This is a genomic window from Stenotrophomonas sp. STEN054 (assembly GCF_056854535.1).
On record NZ_JBXFWG010000041.1, the window covers coordinates 1 to 20272 of the forward strand.

The following is a 20272-nucleotide window of genomic DNA, read 5'->3' on the forward strand; positions in this document are numbered from 1 at the left end:
CCCCACCACCCCTCTTTTTTGGTCAGCCACATTATGAGCGTGGTGCATCCCCGCCCTGCCCTCCCCGCCCCCCCCCCCCCGGGCCCAATCACATGATCCGCATTTTGCGACCCGCCACGAGGGGCTGCGCCGTTGGCTGGAAACTCAGTACCGCTTGATCCCCGGCACCGTGCAGCCTTCAATCTGGGCATGCGCCGACACCGCATTCTCCTTCTCGCCCCGCGCCAGGCGCGACTGCTCGATCGTCGCCCAGTGCCGGCGGCACAGCGGGCCCGTCTTCGAACCCAGGTCCACCGCCTTGCGCGCGAAGGTTTCCGCCTCGGCCCACTGACCCTGCAGCAGCGCGATCTCCGCGCGTTCCTGCAGCACCGCCGGGTCGCCCGCCACGATCTGCAGCGCCTGGTCGAGGCTGCCGGCAGCGGCGGCCAGGTCGTTGCCCTGGCGCTGGGCCAGTGCGGTCTGGCGCAGGTCTTCCACCTGCGAATCACGCAGCGGCTGCACCGACAGTTCCTTGTCGTCCGGGCCAGCGGCGGCTTCCACGTTGGCCAGGCGCTGGGCCGGCGTGGTGGTATCCACCGGCTTGGCTGCCGGCGGCGGGCTGCTCACGCAGGCGGCCAGGGCCAGGCTCAGGCCGGTCACGGCCAGCAGCGGATACAGGGATCGAAGGGTCATCGGCATCACCGGCTGGGAGGAGGAGGGGCGGCAGTGGGCGCTGCGGCAGGTTCGGCGGCAGGCGGTTCCTGCTTGCGGTCCAGGCCGAACCAGCTGCGCCATCCACCGCCTTCGCTTTCACCGCCCTGCTCGTCCGGCAACGCAGCCGGGGTGCAGGGGGCGTAGGCCGGCGCGTAGCCGACCACGAACGGGAAGCGACGGGCGTCCGGGCAGCCTTCATCGGTACTGTTGGTGCCGGTGGCAGCCACCGACTGCCAGTCCAGGCCCTTGTTGCTGACCTTCAACGGCGCACTCGGCAGGCGCTGGAAGATGCCCGACCACACCCGCATCGCACCGGTGGCGCCGTACAAGCCAGCCTGTTCGTTCTGGTCGTTGCCCATCCAGATCACCGCCAGGTGGTCGCCGGTGTAACCGGCATACCAGCTGTCGCGGCCATCGTTGGTGGTGCCGGTCTTGCCGGCCGGCTGCAGGCGGCCCAGGCCATCGGCGTTCAGGCGCTGCGCGGTGCCGCTGGCGACCACCTGCTGCAGGCCGATGCTGATCAGGTTGGCGGCAATCGAATCGCCTTCCTGGGCCGGGGCCGGGGTCTTGTCATAGCGCTTGAGCAGCTTGCCCTGCGGATCGAGCACGCCCCGCACCGCATGCAGCGGCTGGATCTCGCCACCGGAGGCCAGGAACTGGTACAGCTGGGCCATCGCGTACGGGCTCTGGTCGGTCGAGCCGAGGATCACCGCCGGGTTCGCCTCGGCCTTGATGCCCGCCAGCACGTGGATCAGCTGGGTCACCCGCTCCGGACCGACCTGCATACCCACGCGCACGGTGGCCTGGTTGTAGGAATGGGCCAGCGCGTCGATCAGTCGCACCGTGCCGTGGCTGCGGTTGTCCGCGTTGCCCGGGCTCCAGTTGCGGCCACGGCCAAGCTGCACCGTCACCGGTGAATCATCCACCCAGCTGGCCAGCGAATAACGGTCCGGCTGGGCCAGGGCCAGCAGGTACACGAACGGCTTCAGCAGCGAACCGACCGGGCGCTGTGCCTCGATGGCACGGTTGAAGCCGACCTCGGACACTTCGCGGCTGCCGATCACCGCCACCACGTCGCCGTTGTGCACGTCGGTCATCACCATGCCCGCCTGCAGCTCGGGGCGACGCTTGCTCTCCAGCGACTTGATGGTGCGGGTGACCGCGCCTTCGGCGTAGGCCTGCGCGGACGGCGACATGCCGCTCATCACGCTCAGGCCGGCGCCCTGCAGGGCCGATTCGGGGTAGTCATGGCCAAGCTGGCGACGCACCAGGTCGACATAGGCGGGGAAGCGGTTGGCTGCCACCAAGCCCGGGCTCTTGGGCACGCCCAGCGGCGCCTTCAGCGCACGCTGGTACTCGGCATCGTCGATCAGGGTTGCTTCGTGCAGCTTGCCCAGCACGAAGTTGCGGCGGTCGGTCGCGCGCTCCGGGTTGCGCCGCGGGTCGTAGTAGGAGGGGCCCTTGACCAGCCCGATCAGCAGCGCGATGTGCTCGGTGTCCAGCGAGGAGAGGTCGCGACCGAACCAGAACTCGGCGCCGGAGGACATGCCGTGGATCGCCTGGCTGCCGCGCTGCCCCAGGTACACCTGGTTGAGGTAGGCCTCGAAAATGGTGCGCTTGTCGTAGCGCGCTTCCATGATCAGCGCGTACAGCACTTCATTGAACTTGCGGGTGAGGGTCTGTTCCTTGCCGATGCCGAGCAGGCCGCTGCGGGCCAGCTGCTGGGTCAGCGTGGACGCGCCCTGGCGGCTCTGGCCGCCGGAACGGATGGTCACCCACACCGCGCGCGCGATGCCGGACAGGTCGATGCCGTGGTGGCGGTTGAAGTCCTTGTCCTCCACCGCCTGCAGGCCGGTCACCAGCAGGTCCGGCGCTTCGTTCATGCGGATCAGGCGGCGCTCTTCCTGCTTCTGCCCGTACAGCGTGGCGATGCGCGCCGGATCCAGGCGGGCGGCCTTCAGTGCCTTGCGCGAATCGGGGTCACGCAGCGACGCGATGCTGCCGCCGGACAGCGACAGCTCCACCCGCTTGGCAGCGACGTGGCCATCGACATCGTTGTAGCCGCGGCTGGAAATGGTGAAGCGCCCGCCCTGCACCGCATAGGTGGCCGGGTCCTTGCCGTGGCCATCATCGCGGTAGGCCGAGGCCGCCAGTTCGGTCTTCAGCGTGGCCGCGTCCATGGCCTTGCCGGGTACCAGCACCAGCGGGCGCGCATAGACACGCGTCGGAATCTGCCAGCGCAGTTCGCCAAAACGCTGGGTGACCTGTTGGTTTAGGTACAGCGTATAGGGAATGAGGAAACCCAGTCCCAACGCGACTGCCGCCATGGTCCAGGTGATCAACCGGCGGCGCCACAGGGGACCGGAGTCCTGCTGGTCGTCGTCGTCGAAATCGTCGATGTCGTCGGAATCGTAGCGTCGGGGCACGGGAATGCGAGAATGTAGGGTCAGGCGAGTCTACCCCAGCCACCGTGGCTGGCGGATTCCCCCGTGTTCCCCCGCTTAAGCTGGAGTTGCAACCGGATGGCGATGTCTTTGGCCGAAATCCGCTACCTGATCAATCGCCTGACGGGCCTGGCCCGGCGCAGCCTGGCCAGCCTTCGGACCCGCGGCTGGCGGGCCACCTGGCAGCGCATCCGGGTGCACAGCCAGCGTGCCGTGCCGGCCCCGCGTGCCCCGCTGTACCTGCCGCCCGCACAGGCGTTCGCGCCGTTCAGCGTGCCTTTCAGCGAATCGCCGGTGGTGAGCATCATCATCCCGGTCTACAACCACGCCGATCACACCCTGGCCTGCCTGCGGGCGCTGGCCGCGCATCCGCCGACGGCCGCCTGCGAGATCCTGGTGGTCGACGACGGCAGCAGCGACGCCACCGTGCAGTGGATGCCGCAGATTGCCGGCGTGCGTTACGAGGTGCGTGAGCGCAACGGCGGTTTCATCGACGCCTGCAATGATGGCGTGGAGCGCGCGCGCGGCCAGTACGTGGTGCTGCTGAACAACGATACGGTGCCGCAGCCGGGCTGGCTGGACGCCCTGCTGGACACCTTCACTGCGGTGCCGGAGGCCGGCCTGGTCGGCAGCCAGCTGCTCTATCCCGATGGCCGCCTGCAGGAATCGGGCGGGGTGATCTTCGCCGACGGCAGCGGCTGGAGCTACGGTCGCTTCGAGGCCGCCGACGACCCACGCTATGCCAGCCTGCGCGACGTGGACTACTGCTCCGGTGCGGCGCTGATGCTGCCGCGAGGACTGTGGCAGCAGCTCGGCGGCTTCGATACCCGCTACAAGCCGGCCTACTACGAAGACACCGACCTGGCCTTCAGCGTGCGGGCGCTGGGCCGCCGTGTGCTGGTGCAGCCGGCGAGCCGGGTCATCCACGATGAAGGCACCAGCAACGGCACCGATACCGGCAGCGGGGTGAAAGCCTACCAGGTGCGCAACCAGGGCATCTTCGCCGCCAAATGGGCCACCGAACTGGCGCGCCACCCGGCCGTGGGCGAAGTGCCCTCGCCCGGCCTGCTGTACCGCGGCCGCCGCCAGGTGCTGATCCTGGACGAGGAAGTCCCGCGCCCCGAGCGCGATTCGGCCTCGCTGAGGCAGGTCAACCTGATCCGCCTGCTGCTGCAGGCCGGGGCCCACGTGGTGTTCGTGCCGACCCGGCGCGAGCACGGCGGCGCGGCCACCGAAGCCCTGCAGCGCATGGGCGTGGAAGTCTGGTACGCACCGTTCATCGACGGCGTGGCCGGCTGGCTGCGCAACCACAGTGCACGCTTCGACGTGGCCCTGTTGGTACGCCACCACGTGGCCAACGAATGCCTGCCCCTGCTCAAGCGCTATGCGCCGCAGGCACGCACCGTGTTCGACACGGTGGACCTGCACTATCTGCGCGAGCGCCGAGGCGCCGAAGTGGCCGGTGACGCCGGCCTGCTGCGTGCGGCCGAACGCACCCGCAGCAGCGAACTGGCGGTGATGGAGCAGTGCGACGTCACCGTGCTGGTCAGTGCCGCCGAGCGCAAACAGCTGCAGGCCGATGCACCGCGCGTACGGGTGGAACTGATCTCCAACCTGCATGAAGTGGCCGGCGCAGGCGCGCCATATGCACAGCGCCATGACCTGGTGTTTGTCGGTGGTTTCCGCCACCCGCCGAACCTGGATGCGATGGAATGGTTCATCGGCGAGGTCTTCGCCGGCATCCGCGCGCAGCTGCCGCAAGTGCGCCTGCACTGCATCGGCGCGGCCGCACCGGACAGCCTGCTGGCGCTGGCCGCCGGCCAGCCCGGAGTGGAAATGCACGGCTTCGTCGAGGACATCGTGCCATACATGGACGGTGCGCGCATCGCCATTGCCCCGCTGCGCTTCGGCGCCGGGGTGAAGGGCAAGATCAACCTGAGCATGGCCCACGGCCAGCCGGTGGTCGGCACCACGTGCGCGGTGGAAGGCATGCACCTACAGCCGGGCCAGGACGTGCTGGTGGCCGATGACGCCGCTACGTTCGCGGCCGAGGTCGTGCGCCTCTACCAGGACCCGCAGCTGTGGCAGCAGCTGTCCGATGCGGGCCTGGCCAACGTCGCCCAGCACTTCTCGCTGGATGCGGCGCGGGCCACCGTGCAGCGGGTGTTCTTCGACTAATCCAGCTGCCCGCCGGCCTGCCGCAGGCGCTGCTCGAACGCGGCCAGCTCCGACAGGTCCGGCTGCAGCTGGCGCACCTGGTCCACAGCGGCCGCAGCGAAGGCCACGTCGCCGCGGCCCAGCCGCTCGCTGCCGATGGCCAGCCAGCGCTGTGCCAGCCGCACCCGTGCCGACGGCAGGCCCGTCGCGGTCGGCGCCAGGGTCTGCCAGGCCTGCAGGCAGGCGCCCGCGGCCTGTACCCGGTTCTGCCGCAGGTTGTCATCGAAACACTGCCGGCTGGCCGGCAGCAGGCGCGCGGCAGCCGCCCTCACCCGCGCATCGCGCGGGGCCAACGCCTGTGCCTCGCGCAGCGCGTCGAACGCGCTGTGCCCGGGCGGGCTGATCCAGCGTCCTTCACGCTCGGCGCGATCGATCTGGCGCAGGTGGTCGCGCAGTTTCCGCTCGCGCTGGGCCGTGCTCACTGCCGGCTGCTGCTGCGCCTGCCGCGCCTGCTGGGCGCGCTGGATGCGTTGCGCCGCCTGCTGCAATGCCGCCTGCGATGCGCCGAGTGCAGCGGCACGCGCACGGTCGGTCTCGGCCGCTTCGAACTGGAAATCGGCGGCCTGGCGCTGGCTGCGTGCCAGCAGCGCCTGCGCCGTCTGTTCGCGGCCGCGTAGTGCATTGGGATCATCGGGCGCCACTGCCAGCACGGCGTCGAAGGCGTTGGCCGCGGCGTCCAGCGTCTGCTGCTTCAGCGCACGCTGGCCCTGCCGCAGGCGCTGGTCGACCGCGCGCGCCAGCGCTTCCTGGCTGGCCGGCAGATCGCTGTGACCGGCATCGAACTGGCGCGCACGCTGCAGCAGGGCCGCGGTCTGCGCCAGCTCGCCGCGCGCAGCCAGCGCGCGGGCGCGCTGCAGCAGGTCGCTCAGCGCATCCTCGCGCCCTTCCAGCGCCGACAGGTTGTCCGGCTGCAGGGCCAGGATGCGCTGGAACAGCGGCAGCGCACTACTGTCTCCCTCATCCAGGCGGCCGGCCGCGAACGCATTGCGCGCCTGCGCCAGCAAGGCGCCGATCCCCGCGCCCGCACTGCGCCGCGCCTGCAGCTGCCGCGCCACGGCATCGGCCTGGCCCTGCGGCACCTGCAGTTCGCGGGCCAGCGCGAGCGCCTGCGCGCCGCCGTCCAGATCATCGGCCTGCAGCCGCTCATGCGCCTGCCGCAACGCCGCCACGCCGGTGCTTGCCAGCCCCTGCCGCGCCTGCAGGCGATCGTTGTCGAGGGCCAGCGCGGCCTGGTAGCGTTCACGCGCGCCGCTGCCATCGGCTGCGGTCAGCCGCCCCGCGACCAGCGCGCGATCGCCCTCGGCCAGCAGCTGTTCAATCTGCGGTTCGTCCCAGAACCAGTCGGCCAGCGGCTTGCGCAGCAGCACCAGCGCCACGAACACCACCATTGCCGCCAGCAGCGCCCAGCGCCAGACCCGGCGCGCGTGGCGTGCCTGCAGCCACCACCAGCGGCCCTCGCGGCGAACGCGGTCCAGCGCGGGGTGGTCGGCGCCGTGGCGGCGATGCGGGGGCTCGCGTTCCATGCGTGCAGGGTAGCCGGGGCAGCGTGAAGCTCAGCCCAGACGACGCGCCTCGCTCACGCCCGGCAGTGCATCCAGCTTCCCCAGCAGGTTCGACAACTGGCCGTAATCGCTCACCTTCAGGCGCAGCCGAAGGTGCGCGCGGCCGCTGTTGCGCACGTTGTCACTGTGGATGTCGAGCACGTACGCGTCTTCCTGTGCGATCAGGTTGGTGATGTCCTTCAGCAGCCAGCGGCGGTCGACCGCGTCGACCACCACGTCCACTTCGTAACCGTTGCCGGCCTGGCCCCATTCCACCGGCAGGATGCGCTGCGGGCTGGCGGCGGACAGCCGCGCCAGCGACGCGCAGTCTGCACGATGCACGGTGACACCGCGGCTACGGGTCAGGTAACCGACGATGGGCTCGCCGGCCACCGGCTGGCAGCAGCGCGCCAGCTGCACCAGCAGATTGCCCACGCCCTGCACGGTGAACTTGGATTTGCCCAGGTTCTCGCGGCGCGCGGTCGGCCGCGGCAGGGTCGGCGCCGACGCCGGCTGGCTGGCCGCACGCTCGGCTTCCAGCAGCGCACGGCTGACCTGGTTGGGCCCGGTATCGCCCAGCGCCACCTGGATGTACAGGTCGTCGACGCTGTCGGCATGGAATTTCTTCGCGGCCGCGGCCAGGTCCGAATGCTGCAGGCCCAGCCGCTTCAGTTCGCGCTCCAGCAGCTCGCGGCCGGCCTGCACGTTGCGCGCGCGGTCCAGCTTGTGGAACCAGCTGCGCACCTTTTCGCGCGAACGGTTGCTGGCCAGGAAGCCCAGTGCCGGCATCAGCCAGTCGCGGCGCGGGTCGGCCTCCTTGCCGGTCAGGATCTCCACCCGGTCGCCGCTGCGCAGCCGATAGGTGAGCGGCACGATGCGGCCGTTGACCTTGGCGCCACGGCAGCGGTGGCCGACCATGGTGTGCACCTGGTAAGCGAAATCGAGAGGGGTTGCGCCCTGCGGCAGGTCCAGCACCTCGTCCTTCGGGCTCAGCGCATAGACCCGGTCTTCGGTCAGCTCGGCATCGAGCGCGCCGGCCAGTTCGTTGCCCTGCCCGTCCTGCGCCTGCTCCAGCAGCTGGCGCATCCAGGTGATCTTGCGATCGAAGGCCTTCTCGGCGCCCTTGCTGCCTTCCTTGTACTTCCAGTGCGCGGCCACGCCCAGCTCGGCCTGCGCATGCATGTCGTGGGTGCGGATCTGCACTTCGATGGTGCGCCCTTCCGGGCCGACCACGGCGGTATGCAGCGACCGGTAGTCGTTCGCCTTGGGGCGGGCGATGTAGTCGTCGAACTCGCTGGGCACCGGTGCCCACAGCGCATGCACCACGCCCAGCGCGGCGTAGCAGGCGGCCACGTCGTCGACCATCACCCGCACTGCGCGGATGTCATACAGCTGGTCGAAGGCCAGCCGCTTCTTCTGCATCTTCCGCCAGATGCTGTAGATGTGCTTCGGCCGCCCGCTCACTTCGGCATGGATGCCCTGTGCGGCCAGCTCGCGCGACAGCGTCTTCTTGACGTGCTCGACGTAGCGCTCGCGGGCGATGCGCGTCTCGTCCACCTCGCGTGCGATGCGGCGGTAGGTGTCCGGCTCGAGGTGGCGGAACGCCAAGTCTTCCAGCTCCCACTTCAGCTGCCAAATGCCCAGGCGGTTGGCCAGCGGGGCATGGATGTCACGGGTCAGCTGGGCCAGTGCGCGGCGCTGTTCTTCGTCCAGCTTGTCGGCTGCACGCATGCGCGCCAGCTGCCGCGCCAGCAGGATCGGCACTACCCGCAGGTCGTGGATGATGGCCAGCAGCAGGCGGCGCAGGCCTTCGCTGTTGCGTCCCGCGTCGCGGCCGGCATGCAGCGCCCAGACCGGATCGGCGGCGTCCTGGCCATCGAGCAGGCCGATCACCGCCGTCTTGTGGCCGCCCAGCGGCAGCGTGTCCAGGTGCGCGCGCAGGCCCGGCAGGTCGAACAGCAGCGCGGCCAGCACCGCGCCTTCATCGGCCGACAGCAGGGCCAGCGCGTCCAGCGTATCGGCCAGCACCGACCAGCTGCTGCCGCGCATCGCATGCGAGGTATCGGCAGCTTCCCACAGCTGCAGCAGGGCTTCTCGCAGCGGCGCGGGCAGCACCGCCGCCGCAGGGCGGTTCAACAAGGCTTCCAGGCCGGGGACAGACGCGCGGTTCACAGCAGTCGGACATCAAAGACAGAGGGCTCTACGGTAACGCTCTGCCCGTTCAGGAACAATCGCCAAGGCCACCATCGGCGCTCATGTGTTCATGCCGGCGCCTGACTGTGGCGGCAGGCGCCGGCATGGTCGAGGCCGCTGCGGTGATATTCCGCAGCATGCCTGCGGGGAGTGCCGATGTCGTGGATGGAAAACGATTCATCCGTCACGCTGCTGTTCAATTTCGCCTTCTTTTATCCGGTCGTGATGGCCTTCTTCTGGATGGTCGGCGGCAACTACTAATACCTGCGCCGCGAACGCGGTGGCCCGCTGCCGGCCTGTCAGCGCTTGGCGGTCGCAGCGCACGTCCCAGGGCAGGTGCCGCGTCGCCTGCGCTGCTCTACACTCGGGCCACATCCAGGAGAAACGCCATGTCCCTGCGCCAGCTGCGCCCGCTGTGTATCGCCCTTGTTCTGTGCTCCGTCGCGTTGCCGGCCCTGGCCCAACGCGTTGTCGATGGCGATCTGCAGCAGCAGATGAGCCCCCAGGAGTTCAAGGCCGCCGGACTGGACAAGCTCAGTGCCGCCGAGCTGGCCACGCTCAACCGCTGGCTGCAGGGCAAGGTCGAAGCAGCCACCACCCAGGCCGTGGCCGCGGTGCGCGAAGAAGCGCGTGAGGAAGGCCGCCAGGAAGTGATCGTGAAGAACCGCGGGTTCTTCGATTTCGGCAGCAGCGAGCCGGTCACCGGCGTGCTGCAGGGCGAGTTCCGCGGCTTCGGCAAGGGCCGCACCTACACCCTGGACAACGGCCAGGTCTGGGAACAGGTCGACGCCACCAGCGTGTCCGGCGTGCGCAAGCCATCGCCGAAGGTCAGCATCAAGCCCGGCCTGCTGGGCGTGTGGTACATGAAGGTGGACGGCGTGAACATCCAGGCCAAGGTCCGCCGTACCAAGTAACGTTTCGACCCATGCGATGACGCCGGGCATGGCCCGGCGTCATCTGGTCACAGCTGGCGCAGCGCGGCTACCCGCTGTGCCAGTTTCTTTGCCGAGATGCCGGTGCGCGCACCCAGCTCCTGCGCGAACAGCGAGACCCGCAGTTCCTCCAGGTCCCAGCGCAGCGCCTGCCACTGCGGACGCTCGCGCAGGCCCTGCGCATCCCCTTCGCTCAGCGCATCCAGGAACGGCGTCAGTTCCAGCATGCGCGCCTGGTCGCGCGGCGGATCGCGCTTGGCGCGCTCGGTACGCAGGATCATCGCCTTCAGGTAGCGCGGATACTGCCCCAGCGCATCGGCCGGCGTATCGCGCAGGAACCCCGGGTGGATCAGGCCGACCAGCTGCGCTTCCATGTCGTCCAGGTTGCCGCGCGCCCAGCCCATCAGCGGTGCTTCCAGCAGCGGCTTCAGTTCGGCCACCAGCGCCAGGATGGTCTCGGCCAGCTTCAGCCGCGACATCGCCTCGCCGAACAGCGCCTTGGCCGCATGGTCCCGACGCTTTTCGAAGGTCGCTGCATCGCGGATGTCTTCCAGACCCTCGGCCAGCACCGCGTTCATCGCCGCATCGACCAGATCGCCACGCAGGCGCTCCTGCGATTCGATGGCCGCGTACAGCAGGCCGGTCTTGGGGGCGACCGGCAGCTGCTTGCGTGCCTGCTTCACCTTCTCCGCAAGGGCGATCTCCAGCAGGCGGCGCACGCCCAGCGGATGGGCTTCCTGCGCCTGCTGGCGGTCGGCGAAGATGCGCAGCGCCACGCTGTCACCCTCGTCCAGCAGCGCCGGGTACGCGGGCACGCCGGCTTCGCCGGGCACCTGCAGCGGAATCGGCGTCGCCGGGAACGTACGCAGCCCGTCGGCCGCCATCTCGCGCCCGGCACGCGCGGCGAAGGCATCGCCGGCACGGCCACCAAACTTTGCACGCAGCGCATCGAGATCACGCGAGGTCGCGAGCACCTCGCCGTGCTCGTCGCGAAGGCGCAGGTTCATGTGCAGGTGCGGTTCGATCGAACCCGGCTCGAAATCGAGCGCGGTCACCGTCGCGCCGGTCGCGCGTGACAGGAAGCGCGCCAGTTCACCGGTGATGGCATCGGCGCTGGGCTGCGGGAACGCCTCGACGAAGGCTCGACCGAAGTCCGGCGCCGGCACGTAGTTGCGGCGCATCGCCTTGGGCAGGCTGCGGATCAGCGCCGAGGCCTTGTCGGCCACGAAGCCCGGTGCCAGCCAGCCCAGCTGCACCGGGTCCAGTGCATTGAGCAGGTGCAGCGGCACGTCCAGGGTCACGCCGTCATCGTCGGCACCCGGCTCGAAGCGGTAATGCAGCGGCAGCCGCGCCTGGCCCAGCGGCAGGTACCTGGGGTAACGCTCCTGCTCGCTGCCCTCGCCCGGCAGCAGGTCGACCAGCGACCAGTGCAGGGTCCTGCGCTGTTCCGGCGGAAGCGCCTTCCACCAGGTGTCCAGGCCAGCGGCCGAATGGATCTGCGGCGGCACGCGGTCCAGGTACCAGCGCGCCTGCCAGTCCTCGTCGGCGACGATGCCGGCACGGCGCAGCTTGGCCTCTTCCTCGCGGGCCAGTTCCAGCACCTTCTGGTTGTCGGCGACGAAGCTGGCGCGCGTGTTGATCTCGCCGGTCACCAGGGCCTGGCGGACGAAGATGTCATGCGCCTCGCCAGGCTCGATGCGGCCGTAGTGAACCGGCTTCTTCGGTGCCAGCACCAGACCGAACAGGCTGATCTGCTCGGAGGCCAGCACCTGGCCCTGCGCGCGCGACCAGTGCGGGTCGAAGTGCTTGCGCAGCAGCAGGTGCGGCAGCTCGGCAATCACCCAGTCCGGCTCGATCGCGGCCAGAGTCATGCCCCAGACCTTCTGCGTGTCCAGCAGGTTGGCCACCAGCAGCCACGGCGGCGGTCGCTTGGACAGCGCCGAACCGGGGAACGGCAGGAAGCGGCGCTGGCGCGGCGCCTGGAAATCACCCTTCTCGGTGCGGTGGCCGATCTGCGTCGGCAGGCCCGCCACCAGTGCACGGTGCAGGGTCTGGTAGGCGGCGGCGCGCACGCGTTCGCTGAAACCACCGCCGGCCGGCGCCTGTTCCTTCTGTTCGCGCACGGCCACCGGGGCCGGTGCGCCTTCGGCCTTGCCTTCGCGGGCCAGGCGCGCGGCGCGGTGCAGCTGGCCACGGGTGGCCTTCACTGCCGCTGCATCATCACGCGCCGGGGCCGGCGCACTGCTGCCAGCCAGCAGCGGTGCCATCGAGGCCTCGGCGGTTTCTTCCTTCCAGCCCAGTTCCTCGCACAGCAGGCGCAGCTGGCGGTGCAGCTCGCGCCACTCGCGCATGCGCAGGAAACCAAGGAAGTGGCGCCCGCACCAGTCGCGCAGCTTGGACTGGGTCAGGTCTTCGTGGGCCTGCCGGTAGCCGTCCCACAGGCGCAGCACGCCGACGAACTCCGAGCGCCCATCGGCAAACTGCGCATGCGCGCTGTCGGCCGCACCGCGCGCTTCGGGTGGGCGTTCGCGCGGGTCCTGGATGCCCAGGAACGAGGCGATCACCAGCATCGGCCGCAGGCAGCCAGCGGCCTGCGCGGCCACCAGCATGCGCGCGAGCTTCACGTCCACCGGCAGGCGCGCCATCTGCTTGCCAATGGTGGTCATGCGCCGCTCGGCATCGATCGCGCCCAGCTCGGTCAGCTGCTGCCAGCCATCGGCCACGGCGCGCTCGTCCGGCGCTTCCAGGAACGGGAACTCCTCGATGCGGCCCAGGCCCAGCTGCAGCATGCGCAGGATCACCCCGGCCAGGCTGGAGCGGCGGATTTCCGGATCGGTGAACTCCGGCCGTGCCTGGAAATCGGCCTCGGCATAGAGGCGGTAGCAGATGCCCTCGGCAACACGCCCGCAGCGGCCCTTGCGCTGGTTGGCGCTGGCCTGCGAGATCGGCTCGATGTGCAGGCGGTCCAGCTTGTTGCGCGGGCTGTAGCGCTTGACGCGGGCGAAGCCCGGATCGACCACGTAGCGGATGCGCGGCACCGTCAGCGAGGTTTCTGCCACATTGGTGGCCAGCACGATGCGCCGGTTCGGGCCGGGGTTGAATACCCGGTCCTGGTCCTGGTTGGACAGCCGCGCGTACAGCGGCAGCACCTCGGTATTGCGGTATTTGCGCCGTTCCAGCGACTGGTGCGCATCGCGGATCTCGCGTTCGCCGGGCAGAAAGATCAGCACGTCGCCGCGCGAATCCAAGCGGGTGATCTCGTCGATGGCCGACACGATGGCATCGTTGACGGTGCGCTCGCCCTGCGCTTCGCCCTCGCCTTCCAGCGCGCGGTAACGCACTTCCACCGGGTAGGTGCGGCCTTCCACGCTGATCACCGGCGCGTTGTCGAAATGCTGGGCGAAGCGTTCGGTGTCGATGGTGGCCGAGGTCACGATCAGCTTCAGGTCCGGGCGCTTGCGCAGCAGCTGCTTCAGGTAGCCCAGCAGGAAGTCGATGTTGAGGCTGCGTTCGTGCGCCTCGTCGACGATGATCGTGTCGTAGTTCGACAGCCAGCGGTCACTGGCGATCTCCGCCAGCAGAATACCGTCGGTCATGAACTTGATGCGGCTGTCTTCGCTGACCTTGTCGTTGAAGCGCACCTGGTAGCCGACCAGCTGGCCCAGTTCGCTCTGCAGTTCCTGCGCCACGCGGCTGGCCACCGCACGTGCGGCAATCCGTCGCGGCTGGGTGCAGCCGATCATGCCTGCCTGGCCACGGCCGGCGGCCAGGCACAGTTTCGGCAGCTGGGTGGTCTTGCCCGAGCCGGTTTCGCCGGCGATCACCACCACCTGGTGGTCGCGGATCAGGCCGATGATCGCCTCGGCTTCACGCGCAATCGGCAGCTGCGGGTCCAGAGTAATCGGCGGCTGCTGTTGCGCCCGCACCTGCCGGCGCTGCACCGACGCCTGCAAGGCCTGCTCGAAGGTAGCGGCCAGCGCAGCATCCTGCGGTTTGGCCTGGCAACGCGAGAGCATTCCCAGCAAACGGCCCCGGTCGCGGCTCATGGCGCCGTCGATGGCGGCACGCTGTTGGCGCAGGCGGGGTGACGGATTTTTATCGATAGCGTTCATCAATCGGTTCGTTCAAAACTTTGAAAGCGACCAGTCATCGAGACTGATCTACTGTGAAGGCCAACGATTCCACAAGGAGGAACCCCATGGCGAAGACCAAGAGCACGACCCAGCCCAAGACCGGCAAGCAGAAGCTTGCAGCGGCGGCACCGTCGGCACCCAACATCGATATCGGGATCACCCAGGGCAACCGCAAGAAGATCGCCGACGGTCTGTCGCGGTTCCAGGCGGACGCGTTCACGCTTTACCTGAAGACCCACAACTTCCATTGGAACGTGACCGGGTCGATGTTCAATTCGCTGCACACCATGTTCGAGACGCAGTACACCGAGCAGTGGGCGGCGCTGGACGATGTGGCCGAACGTATCCGTGCGCTGGGTTTCAATGCCCCGGGCTCCTACCGGGAATTTGCTGCGCTGACCTCGATCGCCGAGGAGGCGGGACTGACCGACAGTGCGGACTGGCGGGAAATGGTACGCCAGTTGGTGGTCGCCAACGAAGCGGTCTGCCGTACGGCGCGTGAAGTGCTGGATGTGGCGGACGATGCCGACGACGCCCCGACCGAGGATCTGATGACCCAGCGCCTGCAGACCCACGAAAAGTATGCGTGGATGCTCCGTTCCCTGCTCCAGTAAGGGTTTGGGGGGCTTCGGCAGGGCTTGCAGCCCTGCACCTGCCGAAGCCGTGAATCCAAGGCCAGAGCCAGAGCAAGAGCTGGTTTCCTGAGGGTTGGCGGGGTGGGTCCGGTTGAGGGGGACGCCGTAAACCCACAGTGCCCCGCCATCCCACGGAATGCGCGCTTTTGCCGTTGACGTTGCCTTGGCCTCGGCGGGTGCAGGGCACAGCCCTGCCGAGACACCCCCGCCGGGGTAAACTAGCCGGATGGCTTCCCGTCCCGCGCACGATCTGCTCCAACGCGTCTTTGGTTACGACGATTTCCGTGGTCCCCAGCAGGACATCGTGGAGCACGTGGCTGCCGGACATGACGCACTTGTCCTCATGCCCACCGGCGGCGGCAAGTCGCTGTGCTACCAGGTCCCGGCCCTGCTGCGCGATGGCGTCGGCATCGTCATCTCCCCGCTCATCGCCCTCATGCAGGACCAGGTCGAAGCCCTGCGCCAGCTGGGCGTGCGCGCCGAATACCTGAACTCGACCCTGGATGGCGAAACCGCCGCCCGCGTCGAGCGCGAGCTGCTGGCCGGCGAGCTGGACATGCTCTATGTCGCCCCCGAGCGCCTGCTGACCGGCCGCTTCCTGTCGCTGCTGTCGCGCAGCCGCATAGCCCTGTTCGCCATCGACGAGGCGCACTGCGTGTCGCAGTGGGGCCACGATTTCCGCCCCGAATACCGCCAGCTGACCGTCCTCCACGAGCGCTGGCCGGACATCCCGCGCATCGCGCTGACCGCCACCGCCGACCCGCCCACCCAGCGCGAAATCGCCGAGCGCCTGGATCTGGCCGACGCCCGCCACTTCGTCAGCTCCTTCGACCGCCCCAACATCCGCTACACCGTGGTGCAGAAGGACAACGCCCGCAAGCAGCTGACCGATTTCCTGCGCGGCCACCGCAGCGAGGCCGGCATCGTGTACTGCATGTCGCGGCGCAAGGTCGAGGAGACCGCCGAATTCCTCTGCGGCCAGGGCTTCAATGCCCTGCCCTACCACGCCGGCCTGCCGCCGGAAGTGCGCGCCAACAACCAGCGCCGCTTCCTGCGCGAGGACGGCATCGTCATGTGCGCCACCATCGCCTTCGGCATGGGCATCGACAAGCCGGACGTGCGCTTCGTGGCGCATACCGACCTGCCCAAGTCGATGGAAGGCTATTACCAGGAAACCGGCCGCGCCGGCCGTGATGGCGAGGCCGCCGAGGCCTGGCTGTGCTATGGCCTGGGTGACGTGGTGCTGCTCAAGCAGATGATCGAGCAGTCCGAGGCCAGCGAGGAGCGCAAGCAGCTGGAGCGGTCCAAGCTGGACCACCTGCTGGGCTACTGCGAATCCATGCAGTGCCGACGTCAGGTACTGCTGGCCGGCTTCGGCGAGACCTATCCGCAGCCCTGCGGGAACTGCGACAACTGCCTGACCCCGCCCGCCGCCTGGGATGCCACCATCCCCGCGCAGAAGGCGCTGAGCTGCGTCTACCGCAGCGGCCAGCGCTTCGGCGTCGGCCACCTGATCGACATCCTGCGTGGCAGCGAGAACGAGAAGATCAAGCAGCAGGGCCACGACAGGCTGAGCACCTACGGCATCGGCCGCGACCTCGATGCGCGCACCTGGCGCAGCGTGTTCCGCCAGCTGGTGGCCGCCAGCATGCTGGAGGTGGACAGCGAGGGCCACGGCGGCCTGCGCCTGACCGACGCCAGCCGCGACGTGCTGACCGGCCGCCGACAGATCAGCATGCGCCGCGATGCCGCCAGCACCACCGGCGGCCGCGAGCGCAGCGCGCAGCGCACCGGCCTGTCGGTGCTGCCGCAGGACCTGGCGCTGTTCAACGCCCTGCGCGGCCTGCGTGCCGAACTGGCCCGCGAACAGAACGTGCCGGCGTTCGTGATCTTCCACGACAGCACCCTGCGCAACATCGCCGAACAACGGCCGACCAGCCTGGACGAACTGGCCCGGGTCGGCGGCATCGGTGGCACCAAGCTGAGCCGCTATGGCCCGCGACTGGTGGAGATCGTGCGCGAGGAAGGCTGACCGTTCTGCCTTGCCTCGTTGCGCGCTCGCCGGGCGTGGCCCGGCGCTACCGCACCCCGTGCGCTGCGTCGCCTGCCGTGGTGCATGCGATTGTAGAGCCGAGCCCATGCTCGGCTGCCGTTGCCGCAGAAGCAACCGAGCATGGGCCCGGCTCTACATTGGCGCTGCTCCAACCTTGAACACGCCATTCAGCCAGAAGTGCATCCCGCGCCGCTTGCCGCTAAATTGACCCTCATGTCCCTCACCTCGACCCTGCTCCGCGTCGTGCTCATGCTCAGCCTGTTGCTCAACGGGTTGAACGCGGCCATGGCCAGCGGGCACGAGCAGATGGGCCGGATGGCGCACGCCATGGCCGCCGAAGACGCGGCTGAGGGCGATTGCCACCACCACGCCGGCATGAAGGCCGAGTCTGCTCCGCAGGCTGAGGCCCCGGCCCACGACGCCCACTGCCAGATCAAGGACTGCGTGCGCAGCTGCGCCCAGCATCCGCTGCTGGCCGTGCAGCCGCAGTCGTTCCTAGCCGGCCCGGCGCTGTCGCTGGCCCCGCAGCCGATGCCCGGCGCTGGCCGCCCGGCACCGCCGCTGCCGCCCATCTCACGCCCCCCCATCGACTGATTCCACGCGTACCGCTGCCGGCCGCCTGCCGGCGCCTTTCCGTGTCTGGAGTCACCCATGAATACCCGCATTCCCCCCGGCCCGGGCCGCCTGCCCATGCCGTCGCGCCGCCTGTTCGTCCAGGGCCTGGCCGCTGGCGGCGTGGTCGCCGGCGCCACCGCCATCGGCGTGCCGCAGCGCGCGCTCGCTGCGGCCAGCGCCACCCCGCGCCTGGCCGGCGCCCCCGCCGTACTCACCGATACCCGCGTCGAGCTGGCCATCGGCGAGTCGCTGGCCAACTTCACCGGCCGCACCCGCCCGGCAATCACCGTCAACGGCTCGCTTCCCGCGCCCATCCTGCGCTGGCGCGAAGGCCAGACCGTGGACCTGTTCGTGCGCAACACGCTCGATCGCCACCCCACCTCCATCCACTGGCACGGCATCCTGCTGCCGGCCAACATGGACGGCGTGCCCGGGCTCAGCTTCAACGGCATCGCCCCCGGCGAGACCTACCACTACCACTTCCAGCTGAAGCAGTCGGGAACCTACTGGTACCACAGCCATTCGATGTTCCAGGAGCAGGCCGGCCTGTATGGCGCGCTCATCATCGATCCGGCCGAACCGGCGCCCTACCACCACGACCGCGAGCATGTGATCCTGCTCTCGGACTGGACCGACATGGACCCCGGCGCGCTGTTCCGGCGCATGAAGAAGCTCGCCGAGCACGACAACTACTACAAGCGCACCCTGCCCGACTTCGTGCGCGACGTGCGCCGCGATGGCTGGTCGGCCGCCGTCGCCGACCGTGGCATGTGGGGCCGGATGCGGATGACGCCCACCGACATCTCCGACGTCAACGCCCACACCTACACCTACTTGATGAACGGCACGGCGCCGGCCGGCAACTGGACCGGCTTGTTCCGCAGCGGCGAGAAGGTCTTGCTGCGCTTCATCAACGGCGCCTCGATGACCTACTTCGACGTGCGCATTCCCGGCCTGAAGATGACCGTGGTCGCCGCCGATGGCCAGTACATCCATCCGGTCAGCATCGATGAATTCCGCATTGCCCCGGCCGAGACCTACGACGTGCTGGTGGAACCGACCGGCCAGGATGCCTTCACCCTCTTCTGCCAGGACATGGGCCGCACCGGCTTTGCCGCCGGCACCCTGGCCGTGCGCCATGGCCTGCAGGCCCCGGTTCCGCAGCGCGACCCGCGCCCGCTGCTGACGATGTCCGACATGGGGCATGACATGGGCGGCCACCACATGGGCGGCCACGCTGGCCACGACATGGCCGCGATGAAAAGCGTGGAAGGCGGCTGCGGTGCCAGCATGGGCCACGGCGCTCACGGCGATGCCTCTGCGGGCAAGGCACCAAAGCATCCGGCCAGCGAACGCAACAACCCGCTGGTGGACATGCAGAGCTCGGCCAGCGAACCGAAGCTGGATGACCCCGGCATCGGCCTGCGCGACAACGGCCGCCAGGTGCTGACCTACGGCGCCATGCACAGCCTGTTCGAAGACCCCGATGGCCGCGAGCCCAGGCGCGAGATCGAACTGCACCTGACCGGGCACATGGAGAAGTTCGCCTGGTCGTTCGACGGCATTCCCTTCGCCAGCGCCGAACCGCTGCGGCTGAACTACGGCGAGCGCATGCGCATCGTGCTGGTCAACGACACGATGATGCAGCACCCGATCCATCTGCATGGCGTATGGAGCGACGTGGAAAACGCCCAGGGCGAATTCCAGGTGCGCAAGCACACCGTGGACATGCCGCCGGGCACCCGCCGCAGCTACCGCGTGCGCGCCGATGCGCTCGGCCGCTGGGCCTACCACTGCCATCTGCTGTACCACATGGAAGCGGGGATGATGCGCGAAGTGAGGATCGAAGAATGAGCCGTCACCTCTCCCGCAGCCTGCTGGCCCTGGGCCTGGCCACGGCCCTGCCCGCGTTCGCGCAGTCGCATGACGCGCATGCCGGCCATGACATGGCAGCGCCCGCAAATGCGCCGGTCAACCATTCGAAGACGGATCATTCGAGCATGGATCACGGCGCGATGGATCACTCGCAGATGGACCATTCGACGATGGACCATTCGGCAATGAGCCACGAGATGCCCATGCCCGCGCCGAGTGAACCGCGCGAACCCATCCCGGTACCTACCGACGCCGACCGCGCCGCCGCCTTTCCGCCCATCGACCACGGCGCCATGCAGCACGCGCCGGAGATCAACAGCCTGCTGCTGATCGATCGCCTGGAACACTGGGATGGCCGGAACGGTAACGGCCAGGCCTGGGAAGCCACCGGCTGGATCGGCGGCAACATCAACCGCCTGTGGCTGCGCAGCGATGGCGAGCGCAGTGGCAGCCGCACCGAGTCTTCGTCGCTGGAAGCGCTGTACGGCCGCAGCGTGTCGCCGTGGTGGGACGTGCTGGTCGGCGTGCGCCAGGATTTCCGCCCCGCCGATTCGCGCACCTGGGCCGCCATCGGCATCCAGGGCCTGGCACCGTACAAGTTTGAAAGCTCGGCCACGCTCTACCTGGGCTCCGGCGGGCAGGTGCTGGCCAAGGCCGAAGTGGAGTACGAGGTGCTGCTGACCAATCGGCTGATCCTGCAGCCGGTGGTGGAGGCCACGCTGGCGGCCAAGGACGAACCGGAACATGGCATCGGCCGCGGCCTGAACAAGGTCGAGACCGGCCTGCGCCTGCGCTACGAATTCAGCCGTCGCTTCGCGCCATACATCGGCATCAGCCACGAGCGCAGTTTCGGCGATGCCGCCGACGCTGCCGGCGACCACGCGCGCGACACGCGCTGGGTGGCCGGTGTGCGCATGTGGTTCTGAGGCACGGCAAGGCCC

12 protein-coding genes are annotated in these 20272 nt (G+C 69.0%); 7 read left to right on the top strand and 5 right to left on the bottom strand.

The window, feature by feature from the left end:
* Positions 1–144: 144 nt before the first annotated feature.
* Entirely contained in the window at positions 145–678 is a 534-nt protein-coding gene (locus AC1VXD_RS15050; RefSeq protein WP_108769697.1) for a hypothetical protein, read from the bottom strand.
* Positions 678–3119, bottom strand: a complete 2442-nt coding sequence (gene mrcB / locus AC1VXD_RS15055; protein ID WP_482992726.1) for a penicillin-binding protein 1B — start codon at positions 3117–3119, stop codon at positions 678–680. Before mrcB ends, AC1VXD_RS15050 begins: the two co-directional genes overlap by 1 nt.
* Before the next feature lie 96 nt (positions 3120–3215).
* Here mrcB and AC1VXD_RS15060 point away from each other — a divergent pair, with 96 nt between their 5' ends.
* Positions 3216–5315 carry a glycosyltransferase gene (locus AC1VXD_RS15060; protein ID WP_482992727.1) on the top strand — a complete coding sequence of 700 codons (2100 nt, stop codon included), beginning with the start codon at positions 3216–3218 and terminating at the stop codon, positions 5313–5315.
* Here AC1VXD_RS15060 and AC1VXD_RS15065 read toward each other — a convergent pair.
* Positions 5312–6877, bottom strand: a complete 1566-nt coding sequence (locus AC1VXD_RS15065) for a hypothetical protein (protein ID WP_482992728.1) — start codon at positions 6875–6877, stop codon at positions 5312–5314. The two genes, AC1VXD_RS15060 and AC1VXD_RS15065, sit on opposite strands and share 4 nt — an antisense overlap.
* 30 nt (positions 6878–6907) lie before the next feature.
* The gene (locus AC1VXD_RS15070; protein ID WP_482992729.1) at positions 6908–9067 is read right to left on the bottom strand and encodes a RelA/SpoT family protein; all 2160 of its coding nucleotides are present in this window, start codon (positions 9065–9067) and stop codon (positions 6908–6910) included.
* A 410-nt stretch (positions 9068–9477) separates the two neighbouring features.
* On the opposite strand from AC1VXD_RS15070, the gene AC1VXD_RS15075 reads away from it, so the two are divergent.
* A complete protein-coding gene (locus tag AC1VXD_RS15075; RefSeq protein WP_482992730.1) occupies positions 9478–10002 on the top strand; it encodes a hypothetical protein in 525 nt (174 codons plus the stop codon).
* Positions 10003–10049: 47 nt separating this feature from the next.
* Here the strand turns inward: AC1VXD_RS15075 and hrpA are convergent, their stop codons facing one another.
* Positions 10050–14132 (bottom strand): ATP-dependent RNA helicase HrpA, encoded by a 4083-nt coding sequence (gene hrpA / locus AC1VXD_RS15080; RefSeq protein WP_482992731.1) that lies wholly within the window; start codon positions 14130–14132, stop codon positions 10050–10052.
* A gap of 86 nt (positions 14133–14218) precedes the next feature.
* On the opposite strand from hrpA, the gene AC1VXD_RS15085 reads away from it, so the two are divergent.
* The 5 genes from AC1VXD_RS15085 (at position 14219) to AC1VXD_RS15105 (ending at position 20257) form a co-directional block, all read left to right on the top strand.
* The gene (locus AC1VXD_RS15085) at positions 14219–14767 is read left to right on the top strand and encodes a Dps family protein (RefSeq protein ID WP_482992732.1); all 549 of its coding nucleotides are present in this window, start codon (positions 14219–14221) and stop codon (positions 14765–14767) included.
* A gap of 247 nt (positions 14768–15014) precedes the next feature.
* Entirely contained in the window at positions 15015–16820 is a 1806-nt protein-coding gene (recQ, locus tag AC1VXD_RS15090; RefSeq protein ID WP_482992733.1) for a DNA helicase RecQ, read from the top strand.
* A 234-nt stretch (positions 16821–17054) separates the two neighbouring features.
* Positions 17055–17435 (top strand): CopL family metal-binding regulatory protein, encoded by a 381-nt coding sequence (locus AC1VXD_RS15095; RefSeq protein WP_482992734.1) that lies wholly within the window; start codon positions 17055–17057, stop codon positions 17433–17435.
* A 57-nt stretch (positions 17436–17492) separates the two neighbouring features.
* Complete coding sequence (locus AC1VXD_RS15100) at positions 17493–19310, top strand: copper resistance system multicopper oxidase (protein ID WP_482992735.1); 1818 nt, start codon at positions 17493–17495, stop codon at positions 19308–19310.
* Complete coding sequence (locus AC1VXD_RS15105; protein ID WP_482992736.1) at positions 19307–20257, top strand: copper resistance protein B; 951 nt, start codon at positions 19307–19309, stop codon at positions 20255–20257. Before AC1VXD_RS15100 ends, AC1VXD_RS15105 begins: the two co-directional genes overlap by 4 nt.
* Positions 20258–20272 lie beyond the last annotated feature (15 nt).